Genomic DNA, 26,676 nt, shown 5'->3' with positions numbered 1-26,676 from the left:
TGTTACGGGCGCCCCAGCCTCAAGATCATCCAGATTGATGAACATCCTTTCCTTCGGAAGCGATATCCGGGCCAGAACGCTTCTCTTTGATCTGCTCAAGTTCATGATTCCTTCCCGGAGCGCGGAGTGCGCCCCCTCACCTCGACATCTGAGGCCATTCCCGTCGCTCAGCATTGCCTGCTTGATGACGGCTACAACTGCCCCCGCTCAAGCAGGTCGAAGTCATCCCCTGCAACCGGCCAGTGGATCAACCCGGCCTCAGCAGTTTCAATAAGAACACCTGAATTCAGGTATGCCCACTCGCGCTCTGGGTAATCTTCCGAATACAGACCCGAGTCAATGACTGCCACAACAATTCCCGTCATTCCCGCTCCCAGGTCCACCCGATCGCCCAGCAGTATCGGGCTTCCACTGAAGTACATCATGACGCTCCCCTTTGGCATGCACACCGCCGCCCCTGGACCCATTTGGGCTGCAAGCGGGTGCAGCGCCCCAACACTCAATGCCACACTTTCGGTCTAAAGCCGAGCGCAACCAGAGTAAGGGGAGAAAGATCCCTGAAGCAGGCTGGAACTCTGACTTCCGCACAGTTGCGTCAGCCTCGTCCGTAAGTCGCGCATATGGAAGGCATGCCCGGGCGCGAAGCGTTGCAGATGGCGACAGGCCAGAAGCGAAACGCAAAAAACCCGGCACCATGGCCGGGTCTTCTGTTCACGTCGATCCTCGCCGAGGATGTCGTGGTGGGCGGTACAGGGTTCGAACCTGTGACCCCTACCATGTCAAGGTAGTGCTCTACCGCTGAGCTAACCGCCCATCTTGTTCTTGCCGCCCAAAGGCTGGCCTTGCTACGTAAAAACCCGGCGCCAGGGCCGGGCTTTGCAGTTCACGACAGCCCCCTTCCGGAGACTTCGTGGTGGGCGGTACAGGGTTCGAACCTGTGACCCCTACCATGTCAAGGTAGTGCTCTACCGCTGAGCTAACCGCCCGTTTTGCATCTGCAAGGCCGCGATTGCGTCGGTGCAGGCCGCGTATATTACGGACGCCGGCCGTTAAGCGCAACACTTTTGTGAAGATGATGCTGCACTGCCGCGTTCAGCCGAGGCTGGCCTCCTTCAGCTGCCGGATCTGGTCGCGCACGCGTGCGGCGTCCTCGAACTCCAGGTCCTTGGCGTGCTGGTACATCTGCTGCTCCAGCGCCTTGAGCCGGGCCGCCAGCTGGGCCGGGCTGAGTGAACGATAGTCGGCACCCTCCTCGGTCACACCCGCCCTGCCCTTGCCCTTGCCCTTCTTGGCCTCCTTCTCCGCTGCATCCGAGCGGGCCCCCTCCAGCACGTCCACGATCGGGCGCGCCACCGAGCGCGGCACGATGCCGTGCTCCTGGTTGTACTCGACCTGCTTGGCACGGCGGCGGTCGGTCTCGTCGATCGCCGCCTGCATGGAACGGGTGATCTTGTCGGCGTAAAGGATCGCCTTGCCGCGCACATTGCGGGCGGCGCGGCCGATGGTCTGGATCAGCGAGCCGGTGGAGCGCAGGAAGCCCTCCTTGTCGGCATCAAGGATCGCCACCAGCGACACTTCCGGCATGTCCAGGCCCTCGCGCAGCAGGTTGATGCCGACCAGCACGTCGAACTTGCCCAAGCGCAGATCGCGGATGATCTCCACGCGCTCGACCGTGTCCACGTCCGAGTGCAGGTAGCGCACGCGGATGCCGTGTTCGGTGAGGTACTCGGTGAGGTTCTCGGCCATGCGCTTGGTCAGCGTGGTGACCAGCACGCGGTCGCCGGCCTTGATGCGTTCGTTGGCCTCGCTCATCAGGTCGTCAACCTGGGTTCCCACCGGACGGATCTCCACCACCGGATCGATCAGGCCGGTCGGGCGCACCACCAGTTCGGTGATCTCGTCACCGGCCTCGCGGTACTCGTACGGCCCTGGCGTTGCCGACACATAGATGCTGCGTGGGCAGCGCTCCTCCCACTCCTCGAAACGCAGTGGGCGGTTGTCCAGTGCCGACGGCAGACGGAAACCGAACTCGACCAGGGTTTCCTTGCGCGAACGGTCGCCCTTGAACATCGCGCCGATCTGCGGAATGGTCACGTGCGATTCGTCGATCACCAGCAACGCATCGGCCGGCAGGTAGTCGAACAGGGTCGGCGGCGGCTCGCCGGCATTCTTGCCGGTCAGGTGCCGCGAGTAGTTCTCGATGCCGTTGCAGAACCCCACCTCGGCCATCATCTCGATGTCGTACTGGGTACGCTGCGCCAGGCGCTGCGCCTCCACCAGCTTGTTCTGCGCGTACAGCTGCTCCAGGCGTTCCTTCAGTTCGACCTTGATCGTCTCGATCGCCGCCAGCACGCGCTCGCGCGTGGTTGCGTAGTGGGTCTTCGGGTACACGGTGAAGCGCTGCATGTTGCGCAGCGTCTCGCCGGTGAGCGGATCGAACAGGGTGATCTTCTCGACCTCGCCATCGAACAGCTCCAGGCGCAGCGCCTCGCTGTCCGATTCGGCCGGGAACACGTCGATCACTTCGCCGCGCACGCGGAACGTACCGCGCTGCAGTTCATATTCGTTGCGCGTGTACTGCAGCTGGGTCAGGTGATTGATCAGGTCGCGCTGGTCGATGCGCTCGCCCTTGGACAGGATCAGGCGCAGCGACAGGTAGTCTTCCGGTGCACCCAGGCCGTAGATCGCCGACACCGTCGCCACCACGATCGCATCCGGGCGCGACAGCAGGGTCTTGGTCGCCGCCAGTCGCATCTGCTCGATGTGCTCGTTGATCGAACTGTCCTTCTCGATGAAGGTGTCCGACGACGGCACGTAGGCCTCGGGCTGGTAGTAGTCGTAGTAGCTGACGAAGTACTCCACCGCGTTGTGCGGGAAGAACGCCTTGAACTCGCCATACAGCTGCGCGGCCAGCGTCTTGTTCGGCGCCATGATCAGCGTCGGCTTCTGCACGTTCTGGATGACGTTGGCGATGGTGTAGGTCTTGCCCGAACCGGTCACGCCGAGCAGGGTCTGCTTGGCGATGCCGGCTTCGAAGTTGCTGGTCAGCTTCGCGATGGCATCGGGCTGATCGCCCGCCGGCGAGTACGGCGAGACGAGTTCAAAACGGTCGCTCATGGTGTTGCCAGTTCCCGGGAAACGTGAGTATACGAGGCAAGGGGTGACGGCAGGCTGAGGGGTTTTCCGGCATGCCAGGACGGCGTTGGCCGATGGCGGCCGAACGCGCCCGGGCGGAGGCTGGGCCCATGCCTCGCCGCCTCCCTGCCCCCACCGCCCGGCCCGCCCGTGGCTTCCAGCTGATCGAACTGCTGCTGATCGTCATGCTGCTGGCGGTGGCGCTGGCACTGGCCTGGGGCCCCTGGCAACGCGCGCTGCGCCACCTGCAGGCCGAGAGCCTGCGCCGGGAGCTGGTCGCCAGCCTGTCGCTGGCACGCAGCACGGCCATCACCGAACGCCGCCGCGTGTCCGTCTGCGGCTCGTCTGATGGCCACCAGTGTGACCAGGCCTGGAGCCGGGGCTGGCGTGTCCGGATCGAGCCACGCACGGCCGCCGAAGGCCCCGGCCGGCTGCTGCGTACCCACACCAGCCGCCAACACCGGGTCGAGCTGCGCGCCAGCGATCATCGTCCCGAGGTGCAGTTCCGGCCGGATGGCCGCAACGCCGGCACCAACCAGTCCATCGTGCTGTGCGTGGACGGCTACGAGCACAGCCGCGTGATCATCAATGTCCCGGGGCGGGTGCGCAGCCAACGGCCACGACAGCCCACCGCCTGCTGAGCGGCCGGCCACAACGAAAAAAGCCGCGATTTCTCGCGGCTTTTTCGAATCTGGCGCCCGAAGTTGGACTCGAACCAACGACCCCCTGATTAACAGTCAAGTGCTCTAACCGGCTGAGCTATTCGGGCGGGGTGCGCATTTTAGCCAGCGTTTGGCGGCCAGCGCAAGCCCTTTTTTCACGCGCGATGACCCAGCCTTACCAGCACTCCGCGTTGGTCTTCTTGTCCGGTGTCTTGCGCCCGGCCTGATCCAACGTCAGCGTGCCGCACACATCCTTGTCCTGGCCGGTTTCCGGCACCGCCTGCAGCGTGTACGTGCTGGCGGTGGCCTTGCCGCTCAGGGACAGCGTGTAGCGCTTGGCGCCCTGCCGGGGCGACTGGTCGAACGGCAGCGAGAAACCGTCATAGCTGTTCTGCACCGTGTGGTAGCGCTCGAGCAGCTGTGCGATCTCTACCAGATCGGCCTTGGCCAGCGCCCGGTTGGTCTTCAGCACATGGCGCTGATACGACGGCAGGGCGATGGCCGCGAGCACGGCGATCACTGCCACGGTGATCATCAGCTCGATCAGGGTGAAGCCGGCGGTGGAACGACGCGATGCAGGGGTACGCATTGGCATTCTCATGTTCATGATGGTCAGCGGATCTGGCGCCAGGACTGCCGGCCGCAGGCACGCTGGCCGTAGGCGGTATCGGCGCCCGGCGTGTTCAACGCCACAATGCAGCGGTCGATCGAGCCGTCGACCGAGCACTTCGGATCGCTGGCATCGCACCCCTTCAGCGTGGTGCTGCTGACATTGGTGCCCAGCACCGGCGCGCCGCTGGCGACGTCGCCGCCGCGGGTCAGCGCACCGGCGCCGCAGTTCGCACCACACAGCGGATTGCCGCCGCCGGGCTCATCGGTCAGCCCGCTCATGGCCGGCTGCCCGGTGAGCATGTTCAGCCGGTAACGCCAGTTGACGCCACCACCGGTGCCACAGACCGTCTGCCCCGGCACGTAGGTGGTGAACATCACGTTGCCGCCCTGCAGCGTCGGATAGCCGAAGAAGCGCTCACCTTCGACGTCGGTACCGACGATCAGATCCACATACCAGCCGCGCTGGGTCGCGTAATCCACCGGATTGCCGGAGATGTCACGGAAGCCGCTGCCCGCAGAACTGACGGTCTGGCCCACCAGCACATCGCGGCCGCTGACCGCACTGGAGAGATTGTCCCAGATGCCGTACAGGGTCTGCACCGGGGAGTTGCGGGTCACCGCATTGTCATCGGCGGTGAAGTAGCGCCCGGTGCCGAAGAACAGGCTGACACCACCGCCCGGACCGGCCGAGACTTCGATCGAACCGGTAATCGGCTGCACCACCGCACTGCGGATGGCGGTGAACAACGGCGAACCACTGAGCCCCACGTTCCAGGCCGTGGTGTCGCCACCGCGCAGGTCGAAGCGCCAGATGTTGCCCTGCATGTCGCCACCGTACACGGTGTCGGCCAGGCCGTTGCTGTTGTACAGGCCCACCGCGGTCACGTGATTGAGGCCGTTGGCGATCGCGTACTTGGTGCCGGCCGGATACAGGCGCTTGAGCACCTGCCCGGTCTGGATGTCCACCACGTACAGCACCGGACGACCGGTACTGGAATTGACACCATTGCCGAACAGGGCGACGAAGCGCGGCGGACCGTCCGGATCGGAACCGGCCACCGGCACCACTACTGGCTTGCCGAAGGCGAAGCCCATGTCTGACTCGGTCTTGCCGGAAATCTCCCACAGCACGTTGCTGGAGGTGAATCCGGTGGGATTGCTGATATCCAGCCCGAACACCGAACCATTGCCGACCGAGGTCGCCGAAGGACCGCGGCTGGCACCGCCACCACCGGTCGAGCCCACCAGCACCGTATGCCAAGCGTTGCCGTAGTAGACGTCGGACGAGGTCAGGCCGCCATCGACGTAGTAGCGATGGCCGTAGGCCGGGTTGGCCAGCTCGGCCATGTGCTGCAGCGACGCCGAGGGAATGAAGGCGAACTGCTCGGTGCCTGCAGCCGTGCCGGTACCGGCATTGAACCCGTGCAGCATGCCGTCATTGGCGCCGACATAGGCCATCGATGGTGGGCCGCCGGAGGCCTTCTTGGCCGTCAGGTAGGCGTCATAACGCGTGCCCAGCGTGGTCTTCCAGCCAACCCCGCCCTGCGCCTTCCAGGAGGTATAGCCGTAGTCGTCCTTGTTGGACACGATCTCCACGCTGGAGTTGACGATGTCGCCCAGCAGCACGCTGCGCGGGCGGAAGCCACTGACCGGCGAGCCACGCAGGTAGCTGACCAGATCGGCCACGGTATGCGAACCGAACCAGTTGGGGATGGTATTCAGGCCCATGTTGCCCAGCTTCTCGGCACGATCACGGCCGGGCACGTTGTCGGCGGTGAAATCCGCCGCTGCTGCCGCCACCAGCTGGTTGGACTTGTTCACATAGGTCGGCGCGGTCGACATCACGATGGTGCGACCGGAGGCGCTCATCCGGGTCGACGCACGCCACAGCTCCGCACCGATGCCGCCGGTGGCGGTGACCTGGCTGGCGATGAGATCGCCGGTCCAGTCGTTGGAGCCGGAGGCCACGGCGTAGTGCGCGGACACGGTGAAGGAGCCCGCATTGACGCGTGCGCCGGTCGCGCTGCCGCCCACTGGTGCCTCGCCGGCTGCGGCGCTGTCGAAGATCGCCTCCAGTGCCGACTTCAGCTTGGCCGGATTGCGCGCCAGGAAGTAGTTGTCCGGCACGCCGGCCACCTTGCTGTCCCACTTCTTGCCTGCCGGCACGCCGTACTTGGCGGCGTACCACAGGGGGCTTTCCAGCTGGCCGGCCTGGCCGGTCCCCAGACGGTAGCGAAGCACGATCGCGCCAGTCCATTCCGCAGGCGGCGCCGAGGAGGTGGTCAACACCGAGCCGTTCTTGTCACCCGGGCGCAGCACCAGACGCTGCACGTTGTCGGCGGCATTGGAACCGACGATGGTATAGCCGGTCAGCATCGCGTTGCCGGCGTAGGCCGACAGGTTCTCGATGCGGACCAGCACTTCATCGGCAGCCACCGTGTTGCGCACCGCGTTGTTGTTGCATTCGCCACTGGTGGAGCGCCAGCAGATGTTGCGGAAGGTGGTGTTGTCACCCTCGTTGCAGGTCTCGCCCACACAGTAGCTGAGCATCGACACCACGTCATTGTCGTGGTCGTTGCCCCACAGCGAATCTTCCCAGACCAGCGAGAAGCTGCCGGCCTTGCCGTCGGCGCGATAGGTGCGCCCGTAGACGAAGTTCGGCGACACCGTCGACGTCTTGGTGCCGATGCCGACCGAGCCCAGGAAGCAGCTGCGCCAGCCCGTGCTGGAAATCTTCGCCGAACCGGTGTTGTTGGCCTGGCACAGCGGCGCCAGGGTGATCTTGCCATTGCCCACCGGGATCTCGAACTTCGGCAGGCTCTCGGCCATGGCCACGGTATAGGTGGTCGCGGTCAGCTTGTACGAATCCGGCTTGTCCTGCACGCGCGGGCGCAGGTCGTTCTCGGCGGCCGACTTGGCCAGGCCGGCCATCAGGTAGCTGCCTTCGGTGGAGGGCACGTCCGGGCAGATGCCGCGCACCAGCGACAGTCCGGTCACCTGGGCCGCCCGGCAGATGTCTTCGTGCGTGTTGATCGAGGCATAGCGCTCGGTCAGGCCGATGCGACCGGCCATGTAGTTGCCGCCGGTGATGTTCTCCAGATTGCCGATGGCGTCGGTCGAGCTCGCTGCGGTCGGCAATCCACTGACCGAGCCGATGTTGTCGCTGTCGAACGACGGCAGGCCCGAGGACATCACCAGGATGTTGCAGGTGGCGCAGTAGGAGTTGCCGCCATCATTCGGCGAACGGTACGGGTCCTTCCAGGACACGGCATTGGGCAGGCCACTCAGGTCGCCGCTGGCGCTATAGATGCCCTTGGTCTCGCCCTTGATGTAGCGCAGCGCTTCGGCATACATCTCGGCCAGCGGGTTGCCCCATGCGCTGCAGGTCTTGGACGCATTGCCCGGATCGGTCAGGTTGCCGTTGCCGCCGAAGCCCTGGCGGTTGAGGATGCTGTAGGCGTTGCAGTCGTTCCAGTTGTTGCTCCAGTTCCACTGGTCGATGCGGAAGTTGGAGATGGTATTGATGATGCCTTCGGCGCCACCGGTCAGCGAGTTGCAGAACTGGCCATTGGACAGATTGATCTCATCACCAGCCGCGCAGAACGAGGTGCCGTTGCCGGCAATCTTGCCGATGTTGCGGCGGACCACGCCGCCATCGCGCGGGTTGGCGTAGGTACCGGTGACCAGGCCGAAGCGCAGGCGCCCACTCTCGCCATAGGACTGCAGCAGGCCGGCCGGCTTCAGGTAGTCGTTGGCGCCATCGTTGTACTTGCGGCAGAACGCTTCCTGGAACGTGCCGCTGCCGGACGCGCACACTTCCACGCGCACATTGAGGTCGGCCACGACCGAACGCGGCGAGTCGTCCTTGCCTTCATCCGAGCGCCCGGCGATGCACTGGCGGCTGGCGGTCGAGGCCCACTCGCTCCAGCTGCCGCTGGCCACGCGCATCAGCGGCGCACCACCGCTGGCGATGGTGGCGTTGCAGAACGAGGTGGTGGTCTTGTACGGCGTGAAGTTGCCGATGTCGCTGCCGCTGTAGACCTTCACCCAGGCATGCAGATCGTTGGGGATCTGCGCGCGCTCCAGCACGGTCCTGCTGTTGGAATCGGTGATGCGGTGGCCGCCGTACAGAACGTAGCGCATCACATCCAGGCGGCTCATCGTCGCCCAGTTCAGGAAGTTGCCCGACCAGGTACCGCCGCAGGTGTGCTTCAGGGTACCGGTGGCCTGCGCGCTGGCCTTGAACTGGCCACTGCTGTACGTGTAGCAGAGGTTGGAGTCGAAGTAACCCGAGTAGTCGAACTTGTCCTGGTAGGTGGTATCGAGCGTGCCGTCCTCGTCCAGGTCGCTGTAATCGCTGTAGGCCTTGTTGAACAGCTGCTCGTCGCGCGACATCACCATCATCATCAGCGGCGGCTGCGTCTTCTTGCTGTACAGCGGTTCCTGCGCGATGTCGTAGTCACCGAGCGCAGCGAACAGCGGGTACATCAGGGCCCCGACGCCGGCCAGCACGGCCACAGCCGCGCCCCGGCGCAGCCAGGGTGTCGAGACGATGCGGGAAAAGCGGCGCGGAGTGTTCATGGAATGTAGATCGTGTCGATGACAGCGCTGGAAGAAGGATTGGCCGGATCGTCACTGGCCAACACGGTGATCTGGTAGATGTTCTCGGTTTCTTCGTTCTTGCGGCCGCCCGTCTTGATCGGCCCACGGGGCACGCACTTGTCCAGACGCCGGGTGTTGATGGCGGTAGCCGTAGTCTTGCCGTCGGCCCAGGTCGCCGGATCGAACACCGGGCTGCATTCTTCCTGGTTGGCTTCGTAGATCTTGCCGCTGCCGATCGCGGCCTGGATCACCGCCTCCTGCGAACGCGCACTGGATTCGGCATTCTGGAAGGCCTGGTTGGAGCGCAGGTAGTTGGCCGCCATCCGCTCCTGCATGCCAGTGACCTGCATGCCGGCAATGCCGATCAGTGCCAGCAGGATCAGCATGATCAGGGCAACGTACAGCACCGCGCCACGCTGCTGGCGGGGCGATGCGAAGGAAGGAGTGCGTGGGCGCGGGTGCATGGCGGCCTCAGTTGCCGAAGAGGCGGTTTCGAAGGGCGATGGTGGTCTGGTAGACCGTGCGCATGCGACCGTCGGTCGGGGCGGTGAACGTCACCCCCATCGAGATCAGCGAAGCGTTCTGGTCGGCCTGCGGTGCGGCGGACGGATCAGGACTGGCCATCACCAGCCCCAGCTGCACCGCACCGACGCGACGCCAGCCATTGCCGGCGGGAATGGTCGAGGCCTGCACGGTTTCCGCGGTGCCCTGACGGTCGATGAAACCGGTCGGGTACGGCGTGGTGAGTCCGCGGTCCTGGCCATACAGCAGCTGCATGTTCTCCACGCCATCGACCAGCGCCTCCGGCGCGCCGGCCACCAGCGCGCCGTTGGGCACGGCGCTGAAGCGCACGCGGTACAGCGAGGAGCGCGCGCTCGCCGCGTCGTAGCCCACGTAGTACAGGGCGCTCTCGGCGCGGTGCAGCATCGCCTGGCCGGCCGTGACCGGACGGGTGAAGTTGCCGACGTTGTTGGGTGTCTCGCCGAAGGTGACGGTGCCTGCGGCCGCATCCACCGCACGGGCCTGGAACACCGTCGCGCTGGCGCAGTCGGCCGCGCCATACAGGCCCGGGTTCGAGACACCGCTCTTGAGGACCGCCAGCCGCGCCTTGTCGAAGGTGAACACCGGCTGCCCGTCGCTGCCTGCGTTGCCGGTGATCGGCACCCCGTCGGGCATCAGGTAACGCAGGGCGATGATGTCGCTGCCATTGACACGGTTGGGCGTGGCGGCGGCGAACTGGGCCGGCAGCGCCGGCTTGAAGGCGGTGCCGCCGGTCCCCGGCGTGGCGCTCAGCGTCACCGCGTCGCCCGGCGCGGTCGCGGTCGCTTCATAGCCCTGGATCGAGGTCTGGAAATCCAGTGCCGGATGCGGTGCGGCCGCAAACGTGGAGAACAGCGAAGGGTTGTCCGGCGAATTGCGTGCCTGGTCGTTGACGCAGCCGAAATGGCCGGCCATGCGCACTTCCCGCTGCAGCGTGTCCATCGCGAAGCGGCTGTTCTCCTGCACCCGCGCCAGGCCGTCGGACAGCTGATAGGCCGCGCGTGACGCTGCAAACACCTGCACCACGCCCAGCATCACGATCAGGCCGATGGTCAGGGCAATCATCAACTCGACCATCGACAGGCCAGTGGCAGACCGGGGGAAGGACGGCGCGCGCATTACAGGCCACTCCTGGCAGTGAAGGTGGTATCGCCGGCATCGGCTTTCCAGCGCTCGTCACCCCAGCTCACGCTGACCGTGTACTGATCGCCGTTGCGCACCACGCTGCCGCTGGCGCCCTCGCCCAGCGCCTTGCCCAGGCGGCAGCGCCAGTCCAGGGTGAAGGCGTCGCGACTGATGTCCTTGCCGGTGGGCGGCAGGCAGTTCTTGGTCGAGGTGGTCGCCGCGTAGTTGCCCACATAGGAGGGCGCCCGCGCGCGGTTCACGCGCAGCTGGTCGAGCATCTCGTAGGTGAGGTTGGTCGCCTGGGTCCGGTAATTGGCGCTCTGCACGAAGCGCACGTTCATGGTCTGCATCAGGGCAAAGCCCAGCAGGCCGACGCCAAGCACGAGGATGGCGATCAGCACTTCGATCAGGCTGAAACCACCCTGCGCGGTACGTGGCGAACGGAAACGGGGCGCTTTCACTTGCAGTCCTCCTTCAGCAGCCGGACCTGCCCGGTCGGCGAGATGCGCAGCGTCCGTTGCAGCGGCTGCTTGCCGCAGGTGTCCGGGCGCAGGGTCAGATCCAGGCTGGCGTCCGCGCGGTTGCGCCCGCGCGGATCGAAACTCACCGACAGGTCCGGCGTGCCGACCGCGCTCACGCCCGGTTTGCCGGCGCTGTAGCGCAGCACGGTCTCGCCGGCGCTCAGGCCGCCGTCACCATTGCGGTCTTCCCAGACCAGCCAGCCCTCGGCCCAGCTCTTGCCGTCGCAGGCGCTGCCGGCAGCGGAGGCGCAGACGCCGGCGCCGCGGCGGTTGCGCACCGCCTCGCTGCGGGCCAGCGACAGCGAGGCAATCAGCTCGTTGCTGGTGGTCGCGATGCGGTTGGAGCGGATCGTGCTCTGGAAACTGGGAAAGGCGATCGTGGCGAGCACGGCCAGAACCATGACCGTCACCATCAGCTCAACCAGCGTGAAGCCGTTTTCCCGGCGAAAAGACATTGGACGCTCCCCAGCGTGTTGATGGCCACGATGGGCCATCGCCCTGCCCCCGGCAAGCGGCGGCAGGACGAACGGTCAATTCGGGGCGACAGGCGTCAAAGGGTTGACAGACCCTGCCCTGCAGGCCGCCTGCAATGGGGTCGGAGCCCGGCGGGATCCGACCCCGGGCGTGTCAGGCCAGCACCTGGTAGCAGGGCTGATACTCGCCGGAGATCTTCATCCGGCGCTGCTCGACGAAGGCGCGCAGCAGCGCATCCAGCGCCTGCATCATGTCCGTGTCGCCATGGATCTGGAACGGGCCGAACTGCTCGATCCGGCGCATGCCGTCTTCCTTCACGTTGCCGGCCACGATGCCCGAGAACGCCCGGCGCAGGTCGGCCGCCAGCGCGTGCGGTGCACGGCCGTGGTGCAGGTCCAGCGCGGCCATCGCTTCATGGGTCGGCACGAACGGCTGCTGGTACTCCCACGGAATCTCGATGGACCAGTTGAAGAAGAACGAATCCTTCTGCGCCAGGCGGTGCTCGCGCACGCGCTTGATGCCGCTGGCCATCTTCTTGGCCACCGCGACCGGATCGCCGATGATGATCTCGTAGCGTTCGGCGGCCGCATCGCCCAGGGTCAGGCGGATGAAACGATCGATCTGCTCGAAGTACGGCGCGGCCACGGTCGGGCCGGTCAGGATCAGCGGGAACGGCAGATCCTTGTTCTCCTCGCGCAGCAGGATGCCCAGCAGGTACAGGATCTCCTCGGCGGTACCGACGCCACCGGCGAACACGATGATGCCGTGGCCGATGCGGACGAAGGCCTCCAGCCGCTTCTCGATGTCCGGCATGATCACCAGGTGGTTGACGATCGGGTTCGGCGACTCGGCGGCGATGATGCCCGGCTCGGTCAGGCCGATGTAGCGGGTGACCGTTTTGCGCTGCTTGGCATGGGCGATGGTGGCGCCCTTCATCGGGCCCTTCATGGCACCCGGGCCGCAGCCGGTGCAGATGTCCAGACCGCGCAGACCCAGCTCGTAGCCGACCTGCTTGGTGTACAGGTATTCATCGCGCGAGATCGAGTGGCCGCCCCAGCACACCACCAGGTTCGGGTCGCCCGGGTTGAGGATGCGCGCGTTGCGCAGCAGGCCGAACACCGCGTTGGTGATGCCCTCGGACGATTCCAGCTCGGCCGCGTAGGCCGGGCCCATCTCGATGGCCATGTAGGCCAGGTCACGCACCACGGCGAACAGCAGTTCGGCCACGCCGCGGATGATCTCGCCATCGACGAAGGCCATCGCAGGCGCGTTGGAAAGATCGATGCGCACGCCGCGATCCTGCTGCGCCACCTGGATGTCGAAATCCGGATAGAGATCGCGCGCCGCGCGCGGATCGTCCGAGGCACTGCCGCTGGTCAGCACCGCCAGCGCGCAGCGACGCAGCAGTTCGTGCATGCCGCCGGCGGAGGCATCGCGCAGCCGTGCGACTTCAGCGCGCGAGAGTACGTCCAGCCCGCCGCGCGGGTAGATCCGCGCATCCTGCACCGGCAGCGCACGGGCCGCCTTTTCGTTCGTGGTCATGTCCAATTTTTCGCTTCCTTCAAGGTTTCCGACTGTACTGCCGCCCCCTTAAAAAGCAAAACGGCCGGGAAGCCCGACCGTTGGATGTGTGCCGACCGCGTTCACCGTTCCGGGACCGCTCTGCGGCGTTGGCGCCGCGCACATTTCTGGATGCTACGCCGTTGCCCACCGACCTGCAAGGACTTTCGGCGCAAAGGAAAACGGCCGGGTTTCCCCGGCCGTTTCCGTCTACAGCGTGGCTACATCAGTGCATCAGAACTGGTAGCGGAAGCCCAGCTGCACCGACCACTGCGAGACACCGACGTCAAAGCCGTCTGCGTCATTGTTGGCCACTGCCGGCAGGTCAGCGCCGCGGAAGTTGTACACGTACTTGCCGTCCTTCATGCCCTGCAGGGTGGCCACACGTGCATCGGCGAAGAAGCCGTAGTCGTAGATGTTGCCCCACTTCTTGTTCAGCATGTTGCCGACGTTCTGGATGTCCACCCACACTTCCGACTTGTGACCCTTCATGAAGCCCGGCAGCTGCTGGCTGATACGGATATCGAAGGTGTTGATCCAGCCGGTACGGAACTGGTTGGCCGGAGCGTAGCTACCGGCGTACTTGGCCAGCTGCGGGTTGGCGGCCAGCCAGTCGTAGAACGACTTCTCCATGGCCGCATCCGGGGTGAAGGTGCTGCCCACCAGGTTGCCGAACAGCACGTCGCCCGGATTCGGGACGTAGAACAGGTCGTTGGCCGAACGGCTGTCGCCGTTGGCATCGTTGACGTACACGTAGCTGTACGGACGGCCGCTGCGGCCTTCGTACACCAGACCAACCTTGGTCTCGTAGTCGCCGAAGAACTTGTGCTTCCAGTTCAGCGAGCCCGACAGGCGGTCACGGATCTGGTAGCGCGAGGTGTTCTCGGTTTCGCTGTTGGCGTTGAAGGCGTACTGGTAGCCCCAGCCCGAGCTGGCGGTGGAGCTGGTCAGCGAGCCCACTTCGGTGGCGTCGGTGTAGGTGTAGCCGATGTTCCAGGACCAGTCGCTGGCTTCCGACCACGGCTTGCTCAACGACACGGTGAACTGCGAGGTGCGGCCCTTGTCGGTGTTGGCGATTTCATACACCGAGTCGTAGGCGCCATTGCGCCCAGCGCGCGCGTCGCTGTTGGTCCAGAGGTTGCCGTTGCGCGCCGTTGCGTAGTACAGCTCACGGCCGTCCGGACCCAGCTGCTGCACCGGACCCAGGTTCAGGTTCTTGTAGTACAGCGCGTCCTTGACCTTGGTGACCAGCAGCTCGGCCGAAGCCACGATGCCGTACCACGGGGTCTCATGGTCAAAGGCCAGGTTGGCCTTGTACACCGACGGCATGTTGAAGTCGCTGCCGACGAAGTTGACGTTCTGACGGTTCGAACCCGGGGTGGTCGGGACCGGCTGGTTGTCCTTGTTCGGGTTGAACGGCAGCGTCGGGTCGTTACGGGTGTAGGTATAGACCGAGTTGTTGAAGCCGGTCGCCGAGTAGCTGTTGCTCAGCCACACCTGCGGGGCATCACCCTGGAACAGGCCCACGCCACCGCGCAGCTGGGTCGGGCGCTCGCTGTCGAAGGTGTAGTTGAAACCAAAGCGCGGCTGGACCAGGAACTTGTTGCTCAGCACCTTGCTGTTGTCGTTGCCGAAGAACGTCGAGGCCGCAGCGTTGTAGGCCGGGGCCGGGCTGGTGTCAGCACGGTCGGCGCGCACGCCCAGGGTCAGGGTCAGGTTGTTGTTCACATACCAGGTGTCCTGCACGAACAGGGCCAGGTTGCTGTACTTGTAGTCCGCCGGAATCGAGCCCGGGGTGCGCTCCGGGTTGTAGTTGTAGCTGCTCCAGCGGCCAGCGGCGAAGTTGTCCAGGCCGTAGAAGGTGTAGGCACCCCACGAGTTGGCGCCGAAGTAGTTGTAGATGTCGTTGGTGTCGTACGACGCACCGAACTTGACGTCGTGGTCACCCAGGGTCCAGGTACCGGCGGCGTAGTAGTTCCACGCCTTGGTTTCCAGGATGTTGTTCTGCGAGTTGACTTCGGTACCCAGGTACAGCGAGTCACCCGACGGCGCAGCCTGGGTGCCGCCGAAGAAGATGCGGATGCTCGGCGCATCGGTGGACACGTTGCGGATCGCCGAGTACTCGCGGTACGACGCCTTCAGTTCGGTCGAGAAGTTCGAGGTCCAGTCGCTGAACAGCTGGGCGACATAGCTCTCGTTGGTCTTGTCATGCTGGTACCAGTACGAGCTCAGCGAGGCCGAGCTGGTGGTCATGCCGTTGATGCGCAGCTTGCTCTGGTCGATCTTGCTGTAACGGATGTTGGCACGGTGGTTTTCGCTGATGTTCCAGTCCAGCTTCAGCGCGTACTCTTCCATCTCCGTGTCGCCGTTGCTTTCCAGGCCACCGGCATTGATGCCGTAGCCCTGCGCGATCTGCTGCGCGCGGGTCACGTCGGCCAGGGTGAACTGCGGGTTGCTCTTGCCCAGCGCGGTACCGCTCAGGTCGGCGCCCGGGGCGGCCTGCTTGAACTTTTCGTAGTTGGCGAAGAAGAACAGCTTGTCCTTGACGATCGGGCCGCCCACGGTCATGCCGTAGGTTTCTTCCTTGGTGAAGCCCTTGAACGGCTGGCCTTCCGGGTTGTCGCCGAACCAGTCGCCATCACGGTAGGTGCCGTACACCGAACCGTGGAATTCATTGGTACCCGACTTGGTCACCGCGTTGACGGTGGCACCGGCGGCAGCAGCGATGCTGACGTCGTAGTTGGACAGGTTGATGTCCAGCGCTTCGATGGCTTCCATCGCGACCGGCTGGCGGCGGGTCGGCATGTTGTTGCCTTCCAGGCCGAAGGTGTCGCTGGCCGAGACGCCGTCGATGTTGATCGAGTTGAAGCGCGGGTTCTGGCCGCCGGCCGAGATCGAGCCCGAGGCGCGATCGATGAAGGTCACGCGCGGATCCAGGCGCATCAGATCCTGGATGTTGCCGCCGATGGACGGCGCAACTTCGATCTGCTGCTGGCTGATGTTGGTGCCCGAGCCCATCTTGGTGGCGCTGAACACTTCCGAGCCGCCGCCGACGGCGGTGACCTGCACGGTGTCCAGGTTGGTCGCGCCGGCCAGATCGCCGGTCAGCGTCGCGTTGATGGTGCCGGTCTGGTTCACGCCCAGGTAGACGCCATCTTCGGTCTTGGTGCCTTCACCCGGCTTGGTGATGGTGATGCTGTACGGACCGCCCACGCGCAGGCCGCGCGCGTTGTAGCGACCGGCCGCGTCGGTGGTCGCACGCGAGACGGTGCCCGACTCACTGTGGGTGATGGTGACTTCAGCGCCGGCAACGGGCTGGCCGCTGCGGGACACGACCTGGCCGCCGACACCGGCAGAGGTGCTCTGGGCGAAGGCGGGAGCGGCAGCAAGTGCAGCCACGAGACCAAGGGTAAGCTTGGACATCCGGAGTGGGTGGGTCATTTTTCGGTAGCCTCGATGCGAGTTGGCGATGGCGGAAAAAAAGCGCATCCAATCAGCCCTGCGGGTGGCTGGTCGGAGAGTTATCTGGGGTTCCCTACCGCCTGGCTGAAGGCAGCCATAACGGTTAACACTAGATTAACACGCTACGCCTTCAATGTGACGGTTGTGCGACAAACGGCACCGGATCGCAACGCAATCGTGACGGGATCTTCATTCCGCCTTACGGCCACCTTCACGCGGCGGCCGGGTCACCGCTGGCATCGAGGATCTGCCCCCGCCAGGCGCCACCGGCGCTGGACAGCAGGGTCACAGCCGCCGCTGCGGCGGCCTCCGGGCCTTGCGCAGCCGGATCCTGGTCGACCGAGTAGGCGCGGGCCCGCAGGGCCGTGCGCAGGGGGCCGGGATAGAGGCCGCTGACCCGCACCGGGCTGCGTCCGAGTTCGTCATGCAGGCTGCCGATCAGCCCGCGCAGGCCGTGCTGGGCCACGCCGTAGCCGCCCCAGTAGGCCTGCCCGACCCGTTCGGGCGCATCCACCGCGAATACCAGGGCCGCGTCCTCGCGCTGCCGCAGCAGCGGCAGGCAGGCCTGCGCCAGCCAGGCCGGGGCAGTCAGGGTGACATGGACCGCGCGGGCGAAGCTGGCCGGGTCGGCCAGCTCGAATGGGGTCAGGCCAGGGAAATGGGCGGCGCAGACCAGCAGGCCGTCCAGCCGCCCCAGCTCGCGCTGCAGGGCCTGGGCCAGCTCGGCATAGTCATCGGGTCCGGCCCCTTCCAGGTCCAGCGGGTACAGCAGGGGTTCCGGGCCAACCGCCTGGACCTGGGCATAGACGCGATCCAGCCGGCGCGGCTTGCGCCCCAGCAGCACCACGGTCGCGCCGGCTGCAGCGGCCGCGACCGCCGCAGCGCTGCCCAGGCCGCCGCCAGCGCCGGCCACCAGTACCACGCGGTCCTGCAACGGACGGCCATCGAGCGCCCCTTCCGTCGGTGACGTCGATGGCCTGGCACTCATCCCTGGGTCGCCTCTTCGACGATGCGCTTGAGCTCGCCGGATTCAAACAGCTCCATGACGATGTCGCAGCCGCCGATCAGCTCGCCGTTGATGAACAGCTGCGGGAAGGTCGGAAGATTGGAGAAGCGCGGCAGGTTGGCACGGATCTCCGGCTCTTCGAGCACGTTGACGGTGCGCAGGGTCACGGCGCCGGCGGCCATCAACGCCTGCACCGCGCGGCTGGAAAAGCCGCACATCGGATACTGCGGAGACCCCTTCATGAACAACACGAGCGGGTAACGATCGACCTCGGCCTGGATTTGCTGCATTACCGCCACAACCTCACTCCTTGCTTCGCCGGACAAACCGACCGTGATGGTCGGCTAGACTGCCCACGGTAGCCGCCATTGTAAGCCGATGGAACCAGCTGCCGCCGCCCCCTGGCCACGAACCTGTCCATGCCCGTCGAATTGCCCGCCCTGCCCTACCTCTCCGGCTCCCTGCAGCCGCACCTGTCCGCCCAGACCGTGGAGCTGCACCACGGCCGGCATCACCGCGCCCATGTCGATGCAGTCAATGCCGGCATCCTCGACACGGAGTGGGAAGAGGCGTCACTGGAAGACATCGTCCGCCACAGCCAGGGCGCGCTGTTCGACGCAGCGGCGCAGGCCTGGAACCATGGCTTCTACTGGCAATGCCTGCGCCCGCGGGGCGGCGGCGAACCGCAGGGCCGCCTCGGCGAGCTGATCAAGCGCCAGTTCGGCGACCTGCAGCGCCTGCGCGAAGAGTTCAACCGCACCGCACTGGGCCTGTTCGGCTCCGGCTGGGTATGGCTGGTGCAGCACCCGGGCGGGCAGCTGGGCATCCAGGCGACCCGCAATGCAGGCACCCCGCTGACCGGCGAAAGCACGCCACTGCTGGGCTGCAATCTGTGGGAACACGCCTACTACACCGACTACCAGAACGACCGCGCGCGTTATCTGGACGCGTTCTGGCAACTGGTCAACTGGGAATTCGCCGAGAGCCAGCTGCGCTGAGGCAACTGCCCGGCCACAGGTAGTGCCGGCCGCTGGCCGGCAACCCCGCAGGCACACAGAGATGCCGGATCTGCCGGCCAGCGGCCGGCACTACCGGAAAGCAGCGGCTGGCGCCCTGCTTCAACGCGGCATCCACGTGCACGGTCTGGACGCGTTCTGGCAACGGGTCAACCGGGAATTCGCCGAAGCCCGCCCACAGGTAGTGCCGGCCGCTGGCCGGCAACCCCGCAGGCGCACAGAGAAGCCGGATCTGCCGGCCAGCGGCCGGCACTACCGGAAAACAGAACGGTGCCTCACGCGTTCTCGTGCGCCGCCACCGCGTCCATCACCCGCGCCGAATACACCAGCGCCGCACCGGCATTGAGCGATACCGCCACACCCAACGCTTCTGCGATCTCCTCGCGGCTGGCGCCCTGCTTCAACGCCGCATCCACGTGCACGGTGATGCAGCCATCACAGCGGGTGGTCACCGCCACCGCCAGCGCGATCAGTTCACGGGTCTTGGCATCAAGGTGATTGGTCTGGGCACCCGCGTTGGACAGCGTGGCATAGCCCTTGAGCGTGTCCGGCGAGAGTTTGCCGATCTCGCCGATGCGACCCTTCAGTTCCTTGCGGTAGGCATTCCAGTCGAGCATGGTCGTGACTCCTGTGAAAGGAGCTCCACGCTATCACCGGCAGTGTTGCGCCGATGCCTGCACCGGCGCGTCACAGCGTTGCAATGCCGGCCAGCGGCCGGCACTGCCGGGCTCAGCGGTGGCGCAGCACGTGCACCGCCGGTGCCACCTGCGCCTGCCGGTCCAGCTCCAGGCCGACCTGCTCCAGCGCATCGGCCAGTGCAGCGGCATCGTCGTCGCGCAGCGTGGCGTGACCGACCTTGCGACCTTCGCGCGGCTGCTTGCCGTAGTCATGCCAATGACCACTGGCCTGGCCCAGCACCGGCAGCGGATCGGGCATCGCCCCCAGCCAGTTCAGCATGCAGGCGTGGCCGAGCATGCGGGTGCTGCCCAACGGCAGGCCCAGCACGGCGCGCAGATGGTTCTCGAACTGCGAGGTCTCGCTGCCTTCGATGGTCCAGTGGCCGGAGTTGTGAACGCGCGGCGCCATCTCGTTGGCCAGCAGTTCGCCATCACGGCAGAACAGCTCCAGCGCGAACACACCGACATACTGCAGATGCTCGGCGACGCGACGCGCATAGCCGACCGCGGCGTCGTGCTCGGCGGCGGACAGCACCGCCGGCGCCACGCTGGCCGACAGCACGCCGTCGACGTGCCAGTTGCCGGTCACCGGCCAGGCCTGGAAGCTGCCATCACGGCCACGCACGGCGACCACGCTGACTTCGCGCTGGAAGGCGACAAAGCCTTCCAGGATCAGCCCGGTGCGCTCGACCTGGGCGCCGAGCGCCTCCCATGCGGCGTCGATGTCGGCCGTGCTGCGCAGGCGGAACTGACCCTTGCCGTCATAGCCCAGGCGGCGGGTCTTGAGGATGCACGGCAGGCCGAACTCGGCGGCCTTGGCGGCCAGTTCGTCACGGCTGCGGATATCGGCGAAGGCCGGCAGCGGAATGCCCAGCTGCTGGAACAGGGTCTTCTCGCTCAACCGGTCCTGGGCCACGGCCAGCGCCGACGGCGGCGGGTAGACCGGCACCTGTTCGGCCAGCCACTGCGCACTGTCGGCCGGCACGTTCTCGAAATCGAAGGTGACCACATCCACCTTGGCGGCGAAATCCGCCAGCGCCTGGCGATCGTCGAAGGCGGCGACGGTGAGCGGGGCCAGCGGCCCGCTGCAGGCGTCGGCGGCCGGGTCGTACAGCTCAAAGCGCAGCCCCAGCGGTGCACCGGCCAGTACCATCATGCGGGCGAGCTGGCCGCCGCCCAGAATGCCGACGGTCAGACTCATTGGCGCGGGTCGTCGTGAGCCATCACGTCTTCGGTCTGGCGCGCACGGAAGGCATCGAGCGCCTGGCCGATCGCCGGCTGGTCGCTGGCCAGCATCGCCGCGGCGAACAGCGCGGCGTTGGACGCGCCGGCATTGCCGATGGCGAAGGTCGCGACCGGGATGCCGGCCGGCATCTGCACGATCGACAGCAGCGAGTCCATGCCGTTGAGGGCCTTGGACTGCACCGGCACGCCCAGCACCGGCACGGCGGTCTTGGCCGCGATCATGCCCGGCAGGTGCGCGGCCCCGCCGGCACCGGCGATGATCGCGCGCAGGCCGCGCGGGCCCGCCTGCTCGGCGTAGCTGAACAACACATCCGGCGTCCGATGCGCGGACACCACCTTCACTTCGAACGGAACACCCAGGGCTTCAAGCTTCTGGGCGGCGTGTTGCATGGTTTCCCAGTCGGAACGGGAACCCATGACGATGCCGACAAGCGGCGCGATCGGGTTGGGGGTCATTGGCCGTCACCTGCCTTAAAGACGTATTCTAGCCGTCTTCCACGCAAGACGAAGAACCATGGATCGCAAGCTGCTCGACCTGCTGGTGTCGCCGGACACCCGCCAGCCCCTGTCCCTGCTGGATGGCAAGGGCCTGGAAGCCCTCAACAAGGCCATTTCCGCCGGCGCGGTGAACAAGGCCGATGGCAACCCGCTGGCGCAGCCGCTGCGCGAGGCGCTGATCACCCGCGACCGCAAGCAGGTGTTCCGCGTCGACGACGGCATCCCGGTGCTGCTGGCCGAGGAAGCCATCCCGACCGCGCAGATCGCCGACTTCCCGGCCGCATGAGCACGCTGCCGACGCCGGATGCGGCCGTGGTCGCCGCCGATGTCGCGCGCGCGCTGGCCGAGGATCTGGGCAGTGGCGACGTCACCGCCGCCCTGCTGCCCGACCAGGCCGACAGCGCCTATCTGCTGTGCAAGCAGGACGCGGTGATCGCCGGTCGCCCCTGGTTTGACGCCACCCACCGCGCGCTCGACCCGGAGGTGCGCATCGAGTGGCGCGTTGCCGAAGGTGACACGGTTACCGCCGGCACTGTGCTGGCCCTGCTGCACGGCCGCAGCCGCAGCCTGGTCAGTGCCGAGCGCACCTCGCTGAACTTCCTGCAGACCCTGTCCGGCACCGCCACCACCACCGCCCGCTACGTGGCCGCGGTGGCCGGCACCGGCACGCGTATCCTCGACACCCGCAAGACCCTGCCCGGCCTGCGCCTGGCGCAGAAATACGCGGTCCGTTGCGGTGGCGGCGAGAACCACCGCTTCGGCCTGTACGACACGGTGATGCTGAAGGAGAACCACATCCGCGCCGCCGGTTCGCTGGCTGCGGCGGTGGCTGCCGCGCGCCGCCAATGGCCGGCATTGCCGCTGGTGGTCGAAGTGGAAGATCTGGCGCAGCTGCGGCAGGCGCTGGAAGCCGGCTGCGAACGCATCCTGCTGGATGACTTCAGCCCGGATCTGCGTCGCGAGGCGGTACGCATCACCGCCGGCCGCATCCCGCTGGAAGTATCGGGCAGCGTCGGCCTGGGCGGCCTGCGTTCGATTGCCGAGGATGGCGTGGACTGCATTTCCATTGGTGGACTGACCAAGCATGTGCAGGCCATCGATCTGTCGTTGAAGCTGGGCCCGCCGCCGGGTTGAGGCCGGGCTTGGGGTCAGATCCCTTTTCCCATGGAAAAGGGATCTGACCCCGTTCTCACACCCGGCGTTCACGACGGCGCTGCGACGCTGCGGTCATCCCCCACAGGAGCCGCGCATGCGCCGGATGCTCTTGCCTGCCTGCCTGCTGCTGGCTGCCGCGCCGTTGTCCGCTGCCGCCGCAGAAGCCTGCGACGTGCCGCCCCGCTTCGGCCTGAGTCCGTTGGCGGTGGCCATCCGCAACACCGCCTGCAACGAACACCGGCTGTGGTTCCGCCCCTTCATCGACCGCGATGGCCGCGCCGCCAGTCTCAGCGTTACCGAAGCCGAAAGCGATCATCTGGCTGACAATGGGCTGATCGCCTGGCGACGCGTTGCCGGCTACTGGCGTGACAGCGGCACGCTCAATGCAATGGGCAGCATCGCCGGCGCCAGCAGTTGCCTGGCGCCCCTGGGCACGCGCTACACCGACAGCGACTGCCGCGCGTTCCTGGTCGACAACCCGTGGTCGGCAGCGTTCATTTCCTGGGTGATGGTCCGCGCGGGCGTGCCGGGCTTCAACACCTCGCCACGCCACATCGATTACATCCGCGCCGCCTATCAGGCGGGCCCTTCGGGCGTGCCGTATCGGCTGGTCGACCCGGCCACGGCCAAGCCGGCGCCGGGTGACCTGCTGTGCTTCCTGCGCGACCGCAGCAGCACCCTCAGTTACAGCGGGCTGGTGCAGGCGCTGGGCAACGGCTCGGTGGGCCACTGGAAATCGCACTGCGAGGTGGTGGTGGCCGCCAATCTCGGCGGCGACCAGACCCTGTATCTGGTCGGCGGCAACGTGATGAACACCGTGGCGATGCGACTGCTGCCGCTGGACCGCACCGGGCTGATCCAGCTGCCGCCGGCACGCGAGCGCAACAGCACCGGCATCGATCCCAGCTGCACGCCGGGCCGCGAGGACGAGTGCAGCTTCAACCGCCAGGACTGGGCAGCGCTGCTGCAGCTGACGGCAACGGCGCCGCTGCTGATGGCCCCGCCCACCCCCATCACTCCTGCTGCGCCGGCAGGCTCGCCACCGCTGCCGGCGCAGGCACCAGCCGGCACCGTCCGGCCCCCTGCACCGGCGGCGGGTCAGGGAAGCGCTCCTGCGGCAACACCTGCACCGGGGTGGTGACGATCATCCCGTCCGGGTAGTGCAGCTCGACGAAACTGGCCGTCCAGCCCTGGCCGGGCGTCTCAAGCGCAACCTCCATATGCCCATCGGCGGCCACCGCCAACGCCGTCGGGGCATAGGCAATGCCGCAGGCGTGGCGGAAATCCCGTGCATCCGGGTTGTAGGCCTGCCACAGCACGGCACTCACCGGCCGCTCCTTTCCTGCCTGCACGTGCATCCGGGCGGTTGCGGCCTCCCAGTGCGAATGCACCTGCGGCAGCGGAAGACCGGAACGCCAGCGCCTGAGGGCCGGAACCAGCATTTCCAGGGTGTGGCGGCGGATACCGCCGTGGTCGCTGTTGGGCGCCACCCGCAGCGTGGTCGGACCCGGCATCGCAGACAGGTAGTGGATCGTCGCATCCGGCGGGAAGAAGTCGTCGCCGCTGGCATTGACCAGGAGTTTCGGCAGCGCCAGCCGGGACGCGCGCGGTCCCTGCAGGTAGGTGTACGGGTCGACGATGCCCATCAGATCGGCAAAACCCTCGCTGCCGATGGCATCGGTGATGCGGTGTTCCACATAGGGAGCCAGCGCGATCGGCCAGCGACCGCCGTAGACGCGGCCGATATGCGGGGCCAACGCCTGCCAGTGCATGTCGATGACGAACGGCGCCAGATGACTGACGCGCTCGTCCACCAGTGGCAGCAACCAGCTGGCCCAGGCACGCTTGGAGGCACCTGTGACGATGTAGGACGGGCGCTGTGCCACAGCCAGTTCCCGGTCGGCCAGATCCATGGCGCGGATCGCCGATACCGCCATGGGCAGGTGCAGCGGCCAATGCGCATGCGCTGCGGGCGCATCCAGGTAACGCCGCCAACTGGCGGCGACCAGATCGTCCTCGGTGCGCAGCACAGGATCGCCCGGCAGCACCATCGCCTGCGGCGGAACGTCGGCGATCGACACCACGGCCATCCCCAGTGTGCGCACCAGCGTTTCCAGCACGTCGTCGGGCAGATCATTGGCGGCGCCGGCCGGGCGGCCGCCGCCGTCATGCGCCACGCCATTGTTGATGACCAGCAGTGCAGGACCGGGTTGGGCCACATCGGGCTGCAGCAGCTCGACCCGATGACGCCAGACCGCTCCCTGCTGCGGGTCTGGCCAGGACTGCGAGGCCAGCACGAAGCTTCGTCGCTGCCCGCCGTCGAAGCGCGTGCGGGCGACCGCCTCATATGACCATGGCTGTCGTGCCTGTGTCTGGTGATACGCCGGCCAGGCCTGTGCAGGATTCGTCGCAGCCCCGGCAGAGCCTGCCGCCGCCATCAGCATCCCCACCCCCCATTTCATCAGTGCCTGCATGCGTCGCGCTGCCATTGCCGGGAAAGCACCGACCCTGCCCGTCATCGCCTCGAAATTCGAGAGGCATTGGCGACACCCTCTTGTCGGCATTGCCCGTGCCGCGCTGGTCCATGCGCCCGTTGCGATCGCCTGACCATCCATCTGCGTCAACGCGCTTGATCCAGCGCCCGTTCGCCGCCATCTTTGCCGGATCGACACCTGACGGCTGACGCCATGCCCACCCTGCTGCTGTTGCTGATTGCCGGCGGAATCATCTACTTCTTCTGGAACGCGGCACGTTCGGCCGCCGAGCGCGCCGTTGAACTGGGCCGCAACGCCTGCCGCGCCGCCGATGTGCAGTGGCTGGACCAGGCGGTGCACGCCACCGGCCTGCGCCTGTCGCGCGGCGAAGATGGCCGGCTCGGCTTCGAGCGCACCTTCAAGTTCGAGTATTCCTACGACGGCATCGATCGCCACGTAGGCCGCATGGTGCTGCGCGGCGACCAGCTGATTTCATTCACAGGGCCGGGCGCGGCGCGGATCAGCCAGATCCGGCCGGACGTGGATGATGCCGAGGATGTGTAGGCGTTGAAGGTGTGCCGACCAACGGTCGGCACCCACCGATGCCTGGCAATGTGCCGACCAGCGGCCGGCACCTACCGTTACTTGACCACGCGCAGGGTCGGACGCCCCTTCGGCGGCGGGCTGGTCGGCGGCGTATCGTCCGGCGGCGTGCTGTCGTCATGCAGCAGCTCGTCGCTGGTCGGCGCGGTCTCGTTGCCCGGAATGTCATCCGGCAGTGCCATGCCCTGCCCGGTCTCACGGGCGTAGACGGCCAGCACGGCGCTGATCGGCACCTGCACCGGGTAGCTGGTACCGGAGAAGCGCGCCGAGAAGCTCACCATCTCGTTGTCGATCATCAGCCGCACGACGGCACGTTCGGCGATGTTGAGCACTACCCGGCCATCCTTCACCGCCGAAGGCGGCACCTGTACGCCGGGAACGCCGGCGTCGACCAGGATGTGCGGGGTCAGCTGGTTGTCGTTGATCCATTCCACCAGCGCCCGCAGCAGGTACGGGCGGTGGCTGGTCATGTGGAAGAAGTCTTCGGTCATGCGTGAAGTGTACGCGCCCGGCGCCCCCGACGGGGCGGATCGCCTGCACACCGGTCGGCGTGCAGACGGGTAGACCACCGCCGGATCAGACCGGCAGGTCGCGCAGCTTCTTTTCCTGATCGGTCAGGCTGCGGACGAACCCCGGGTGGCGGAAGATGCGGTTGCCGTAGTCCTCGATCGCCTTGCCGTCCTTCGGCAGCGGCACATCCAGCGACTGCAGGCGCCAGATGATCGGCGCCATCGCGCAGTCGGCCAGGCTCATTTCCGGATTGAGGAAGAACTTGCTGGCCTTGAACAGCGGCAACGACGCGGTCAGCAACTCCTTCAGGCGCTTGCGCCCGGCCTCGGCCTGGGTCTTGTTGCCCAGCTGGATGGCCTGCACCTGTGGCACCCAGTCGTGCTCGATGCGCAGCATCGCCAGGCGGATGCGCGCGCGCGAAAGCGGATCGACCGGCATCAGCGGCGGATGCGGGTAGCGCTCGTCCAGGTACTCGCTGACCACCGACGCGGCGTACAGCACCAGTTCCCGCTCGACCAGGGTCGGCACCGAGTGATAGGGATTGAGGTCGATCAGGTCTTCAGGCGGATTCTGCGGATCGACCGGAACGAAATCGAAAGACACCCCCTTGGCCGCCAGCACCAGGCGTACGCGGTGGCACAGTACGTCGTCGTTCGAGGAAAACAGCGTCAGTGTATTGCGCATGCGTACGCTCGCCGCCATCAAAGGCTCTCCTACGACAGGAGACCGCCTGCCGCATCGGCGCCGCCAGCACCGTGCCAGCGGTCGACTCCTCCCCGAGTGTGCAACCGGCCATCAC

General features: G+C 66.4%; 23 protein-coding genes, 3 tRNA genes and 1 pseudogene. 6 read left to right on the top strand and 21 right to left on the bottom strand.

Annotated elements, in window-relative coordinates:
• Positions 1–191: 191 nt before the first annotated feature.
• From C9412_RS19075 to uvrB, 4 genes are all read right to left on the bottom strand, one after another.
• Entirely contained in the window at positions 192–425 is a 234-nt protein-coding gene (locus C9412_RS19075) for a hypothetical protein (protein WP_107233116.1), read from the bottom strand.
• 313 nt (positions 426–738) lie between these two features.
• Positions 739–813 (bottom strand) — tRNA-Val (locus C9412_RS19070).
• 98 nt (positions 814–911) lie between these two features.
• Positions 912–986: transfer RNA gene (locus C9412_RS19065), tRNA-Val, on the bottom strand.
• Positions 987–1,092: 106 nt separating this feature from the next.
• Positions 1,093–3,117 (bottom strand): excinuclease ABC subunit UvrB, encoded by a 2,025-nt coding sequence (gene uvrB, locus C9412_RS19060; protein ID WP_107233049.1) that lies wholly within the window; start codon positions 3,115–3,117, stop codon positions 1,093–1,095.
• A gap of 128 nt (positions 3,118–3,245) precedes the next feature.
• Between uvrB and C9412_RS19055 the strand changes: the two genes are divergently transcribed.
• Positions 3,246–3,776: a GspH/FimT family pseudopilin gene (locus C9412_RS19055; RefSeq protein ID WP_107233048.1), complete on the top strand. Its 531-nt coding sequence runs from the start codon at positions 3,246–3,248 to the stop codon at positions 3,774–3,776.
• Positions 3,777–3,827: 51 nt separating this feature from the next.
• Here the strand turns inward: C9412_RS19055 and C9412_RS19050 are convergent.
• The 11 genes from C9412_RS19050 to grxD all read right to left on the bottom strand — a co-directional run bounded on the left by C9412_RS19050 (position 3,828) and on the right by grxD (position 17,998).
• Positions 3,828–3,904: transfer RNA gene (locus C9412_RS19050), tRNA-Asn, on the bottom strand.
• A gap of 68 nt (positions 3,905–3,972) precedes the next feature.
• Entirely contained in the window at positions 3,973–4,386 is a 414-nt protein-coding gene (locus tag C9412_RS19045; RefSeq protein ID WP_107233047.1) for a type IV pilin protein, read from the bottom strand.
• A gap of 23 nt (positions 4,387–4,409) precedes the next feature.
• The gene (locus C9412_RS19040; protein ID WP_107233046.1) at positions 4,410–8,990 is read right to left on the bottom strand and encodes a PilC/PilY family type IV pilus protein; all 4,581 of its coding nucleotides are present in this window, start codon (positions 8,988–8,990) and stop codon (positions 4,410–4,412) included.
• Positions 8,987–9,475 (bottom strand): PilX N-terminal domain-containing pilus assembly protein, encoded by a 489-nt coding sequence (locus tag C9412_RS19035; protein WP_181358755.1) that lies wholly within the window; start codon positions 9,473–9,475, stop codon positions 8,987–8,989. The genes C9412_RS19040 and C9412_RS19035 overlap by 4 nt, the downstream gene beginning before the upstream one ends.
• A 7-nt stretch (positions 9,476–9,482) precedes the next feature.
• On the bottom strand, positions 9,483–10,670 hold the full coding sequence (locus C9412_RS19030; RefSeq protein ID WP_107233045.1) for a PilW family protein: 1,188 nt from the start codon (positions 10,668–10,670) through the stop codon (positions 9,483–9,485).
• The gene (pilV, locus tag C9412_RS19025; RefSeq protein ID WP_107233044.1) at positions 10,670–11,137 is read right to left on the bottom strand and encodes a type IV pilus modification protein PilV; all 468 of its coding nucleotides are present in this window, start codon (positions 11,135–11,137) and stop codon (positions 10,670–10,672) included. The genes C9412_RS19030 and pilV overlap by 1 nt, the downstream gene beginning before the upstream one ends.
• On the bottom strand, positions 11,134–11,652 hold the full coding sequence (locus C9412_RS19020; RefSeq protein ID WP_107233043.1) for a Tfp pilus assembly protein FimT/FimU: 519 nt from the start codon (positions 11,650–11,652) through the stop codon (positions 11,134–11,136). Before C9412_RS19020 ends, pilV begins: the two co-directional genes overlap by 4 nt.
• A 172-nt stretch (positions 11,653–11,824) precedes the next feature.
• A complete protein-coding gene (gene ppnN, locus C9412_RS19015; protein ID WP_107233042.1) occupies positions 11,825–13,213 on the bottom strand; it encodes a nucleotide 5'-monophosphate nucleosidase PpnN in 1,389 nt (462 codons plus the stop codon).
• Positions 13,214–13,465: 252 nt separating this feature from the next.
• Positions 13,466–16,654, bottom strand: a complete 3,189-nt coding sequence (locus tag C9412_RS19010) for a TonB-dependent receptor (RefSeq protein WP_107233041.1) — start codon at positions 16,652–16,654, stop codon at positions 13,466–13,468.
• Between the two features lie 250 nt (positions 16,655–16,904).
• Positions 16,905–17,681: an SDR family NAD(P)-dependent oxidoreductase gene (locus C9412_RS19005; protein WP_107233040.1), complete on the bottom strand. Its 777-nt coding sequence runs from the start codon at positions 17,679–17,681 to the stop codon at positions 16,905–16,907.
• Complete coding sequence (grxD, locus tag C9412_RS19000) at positions 17,678–17,998, bottom strand: Grx4 family monothiol glutaredoxin (protein WP_057495823.1); 321 nt, start codon at positions 17,996–17,998, stop codon at positions 17,678–17,680. Before grxD ends, C9412_RS19005 begins: the two co-directional genes overlap by 4 nt.
• A 120-nt stretch (positions 17,999–18,118) precedes the next feature.
• On the opposite strand from grxD, the gene C9412_RS18995 reads away from it, so the two are divergent.
• Positions 18,119–18,697, top strand: a complete 579-nt coding sequence (locus tag C9412_RS18995; RefSeq protein WP_107233039.1) for a superoxide dismutase — start codon at positions 18,119–18,121, stop codon at positions 18,695–18,697.
• A gap of 293 nt (positions 18,698–18,990) precedes the next feature.
• Here the strand turns inward: C9412_RS18995 and C9412_RS18985 are convergent, their stop codons facing one another.
• From C9412_RS18985 to purE, 3 genes are all read right to left on the bottom strand, one after another.
• Complete coding sequence (locus tag C9412_RS18985; RefSeq protein WP_107233037.1) at positions 18,991–19,332, bottom strand: carboxymuconolactone decarboxylase family protein; 342 nt, start codon at positions 19,330–19,332, stop codon at positions 18,991–18,993.
• A gap of 112 nt (positions 19,333–19,444) precedes the next feature.
• Complete coding sequence (locus C9412_RS18980; RefSeq protein WP_107233036.1) at positions 19,445–20,593, bottom strand: 5-(carboxyamino)imidazole ribonucleotide synthase; 1,149 nt, start codon at positions 20,591–20,593, stop codon at positions 19,445–19,447.
• Entirely contained in the window at positions 20,590–21,093 is a 504-nt protein-coding gene (gene purE / locus C9412_RS18975; protein WP_005412808.1) for a 5-(carboxyamino)imidazole ribonucleotide mutase, read from the bottom strand. Before purE ends, C9412_RS18980 begins: the two co-directional genes overlap by 4 nt.
• A gap of 58 nt (positions 21,094–21,151) precedes the next feature.
• On the opposite strand from purE, the gene C9412_RS18970 reads away from it, so the two are divergent.
• The 3 genes from C9412_RS18970 to C9412_RS18960 all read left to right on the top strand — a co-directional run bounded on the left by C9412_RS18970 (position 21,152) and on the right by C9412_RS18960 (position 23,431).
• Positions 21,152–21,421, top strand: coding sequence for a Trm112 family protein (locus C9412_RS18970; protein WP_107233035.1), 270 nt, complete (start codon positions 21,152–21,154; stop codon positions 21,419–21,421).
• Positions 21,418–22,269 (top strand): carboxylating nicotinate-nucleotide diphosphorylase, encoded by an 852-nt coding sequence (nadC, locus tag C9412_RS18965; RefSeq protein ID WP_107233034.1) that lies wholly within the window; start codon positions 21,418–21,420, stop codon positions 22,267–22,269. The genes C9412_RS18970 and nadC overlap by 4 nt, the downstream gene beginning before the upstream one ends.
• 115 nt (positions 22,270–22,384) lie before the next feature.
• Positions 22,385–23,431, top strand: coding sequence for a DUF2272 domain-containing protein (locus tag C9412_RS18960; protein WP_107233033.1), 1,047 nt, complete (start codon positions 22,385–22,387; stop codon positions 23,429–23,431).
• A gap of 148 nt (positions 23,432–23,579) precedes the next feature.
• On the opposite strand, the pseudogene C9412_RS20965 reads toward C9412_RS18960, so the two are convergent.
• Positions 23,580–24,728 (bottom strand): annotated as a pseudogene (locus C9412_RS20965) (PhoPQ-activated protein PqaA family protein); the annotation flags it as partial.
• Between the two features lie 249 nt (positions 24,729–24,977).
• Between C9412_RS20965 and C9412_RS18950 the strand changes: the two are divergent.
• Complete coding sequence (locus C9412_RS18950) at positions 24,978–25,328, top strand: DUF3301 domain-containing protein (RefSeq protein ID WP_049436544.1); 351 nt, start codon at positions 24,978–24,980, stop codon at positions 25,326–25,328.
• A 77-nt stretch (positions 25,329–25,405) separates the two neighbouring features.
• Here C9412_RS18950 and C9412_RS18945 read toward each other — a convergent pair whose 3' ends face one another.
• Complete coding sequence (locus tag C9412_RS18945) at positions 25,406–25,858, bottom strand: ClpXP protease specificity-enhancing factor (protein ID WP_107233031.1); 453 nt, start codon at positions 25,856–25,858, stop codon at positions 25,406–25,408.
• A gap of 85 nt (positions 25,859–25,943) precedes the next feature.
• Entirely contained in the window at positions 25,944–26,579 is a 636-nt protein-coding gene (locus C9412_RS18940; protein WP_107233030.1) for a glutathione S-transferase N-terminal domain-containing protein, read from the bottom strand.
• Positions 26,580–26,676: the final 97 nt, after the last annotated feature.

The sequence above is a fragment of the Stenotrophomonas sp. Nf1 genome (assembly GCF_003028475.1).
In the GTDB taxonomy this organism is placed as follows: domain Bacteria; phylum Pseudomonadota; class Gammaproteobacteria; order Xanthomonadales; family Xanthomonadaceae; genus Stenotrophomonas.
Note: the sequence above shows the minus strand (reverse complement) of the source record. Positions and strands in the feature narration are given on the sequence as shown.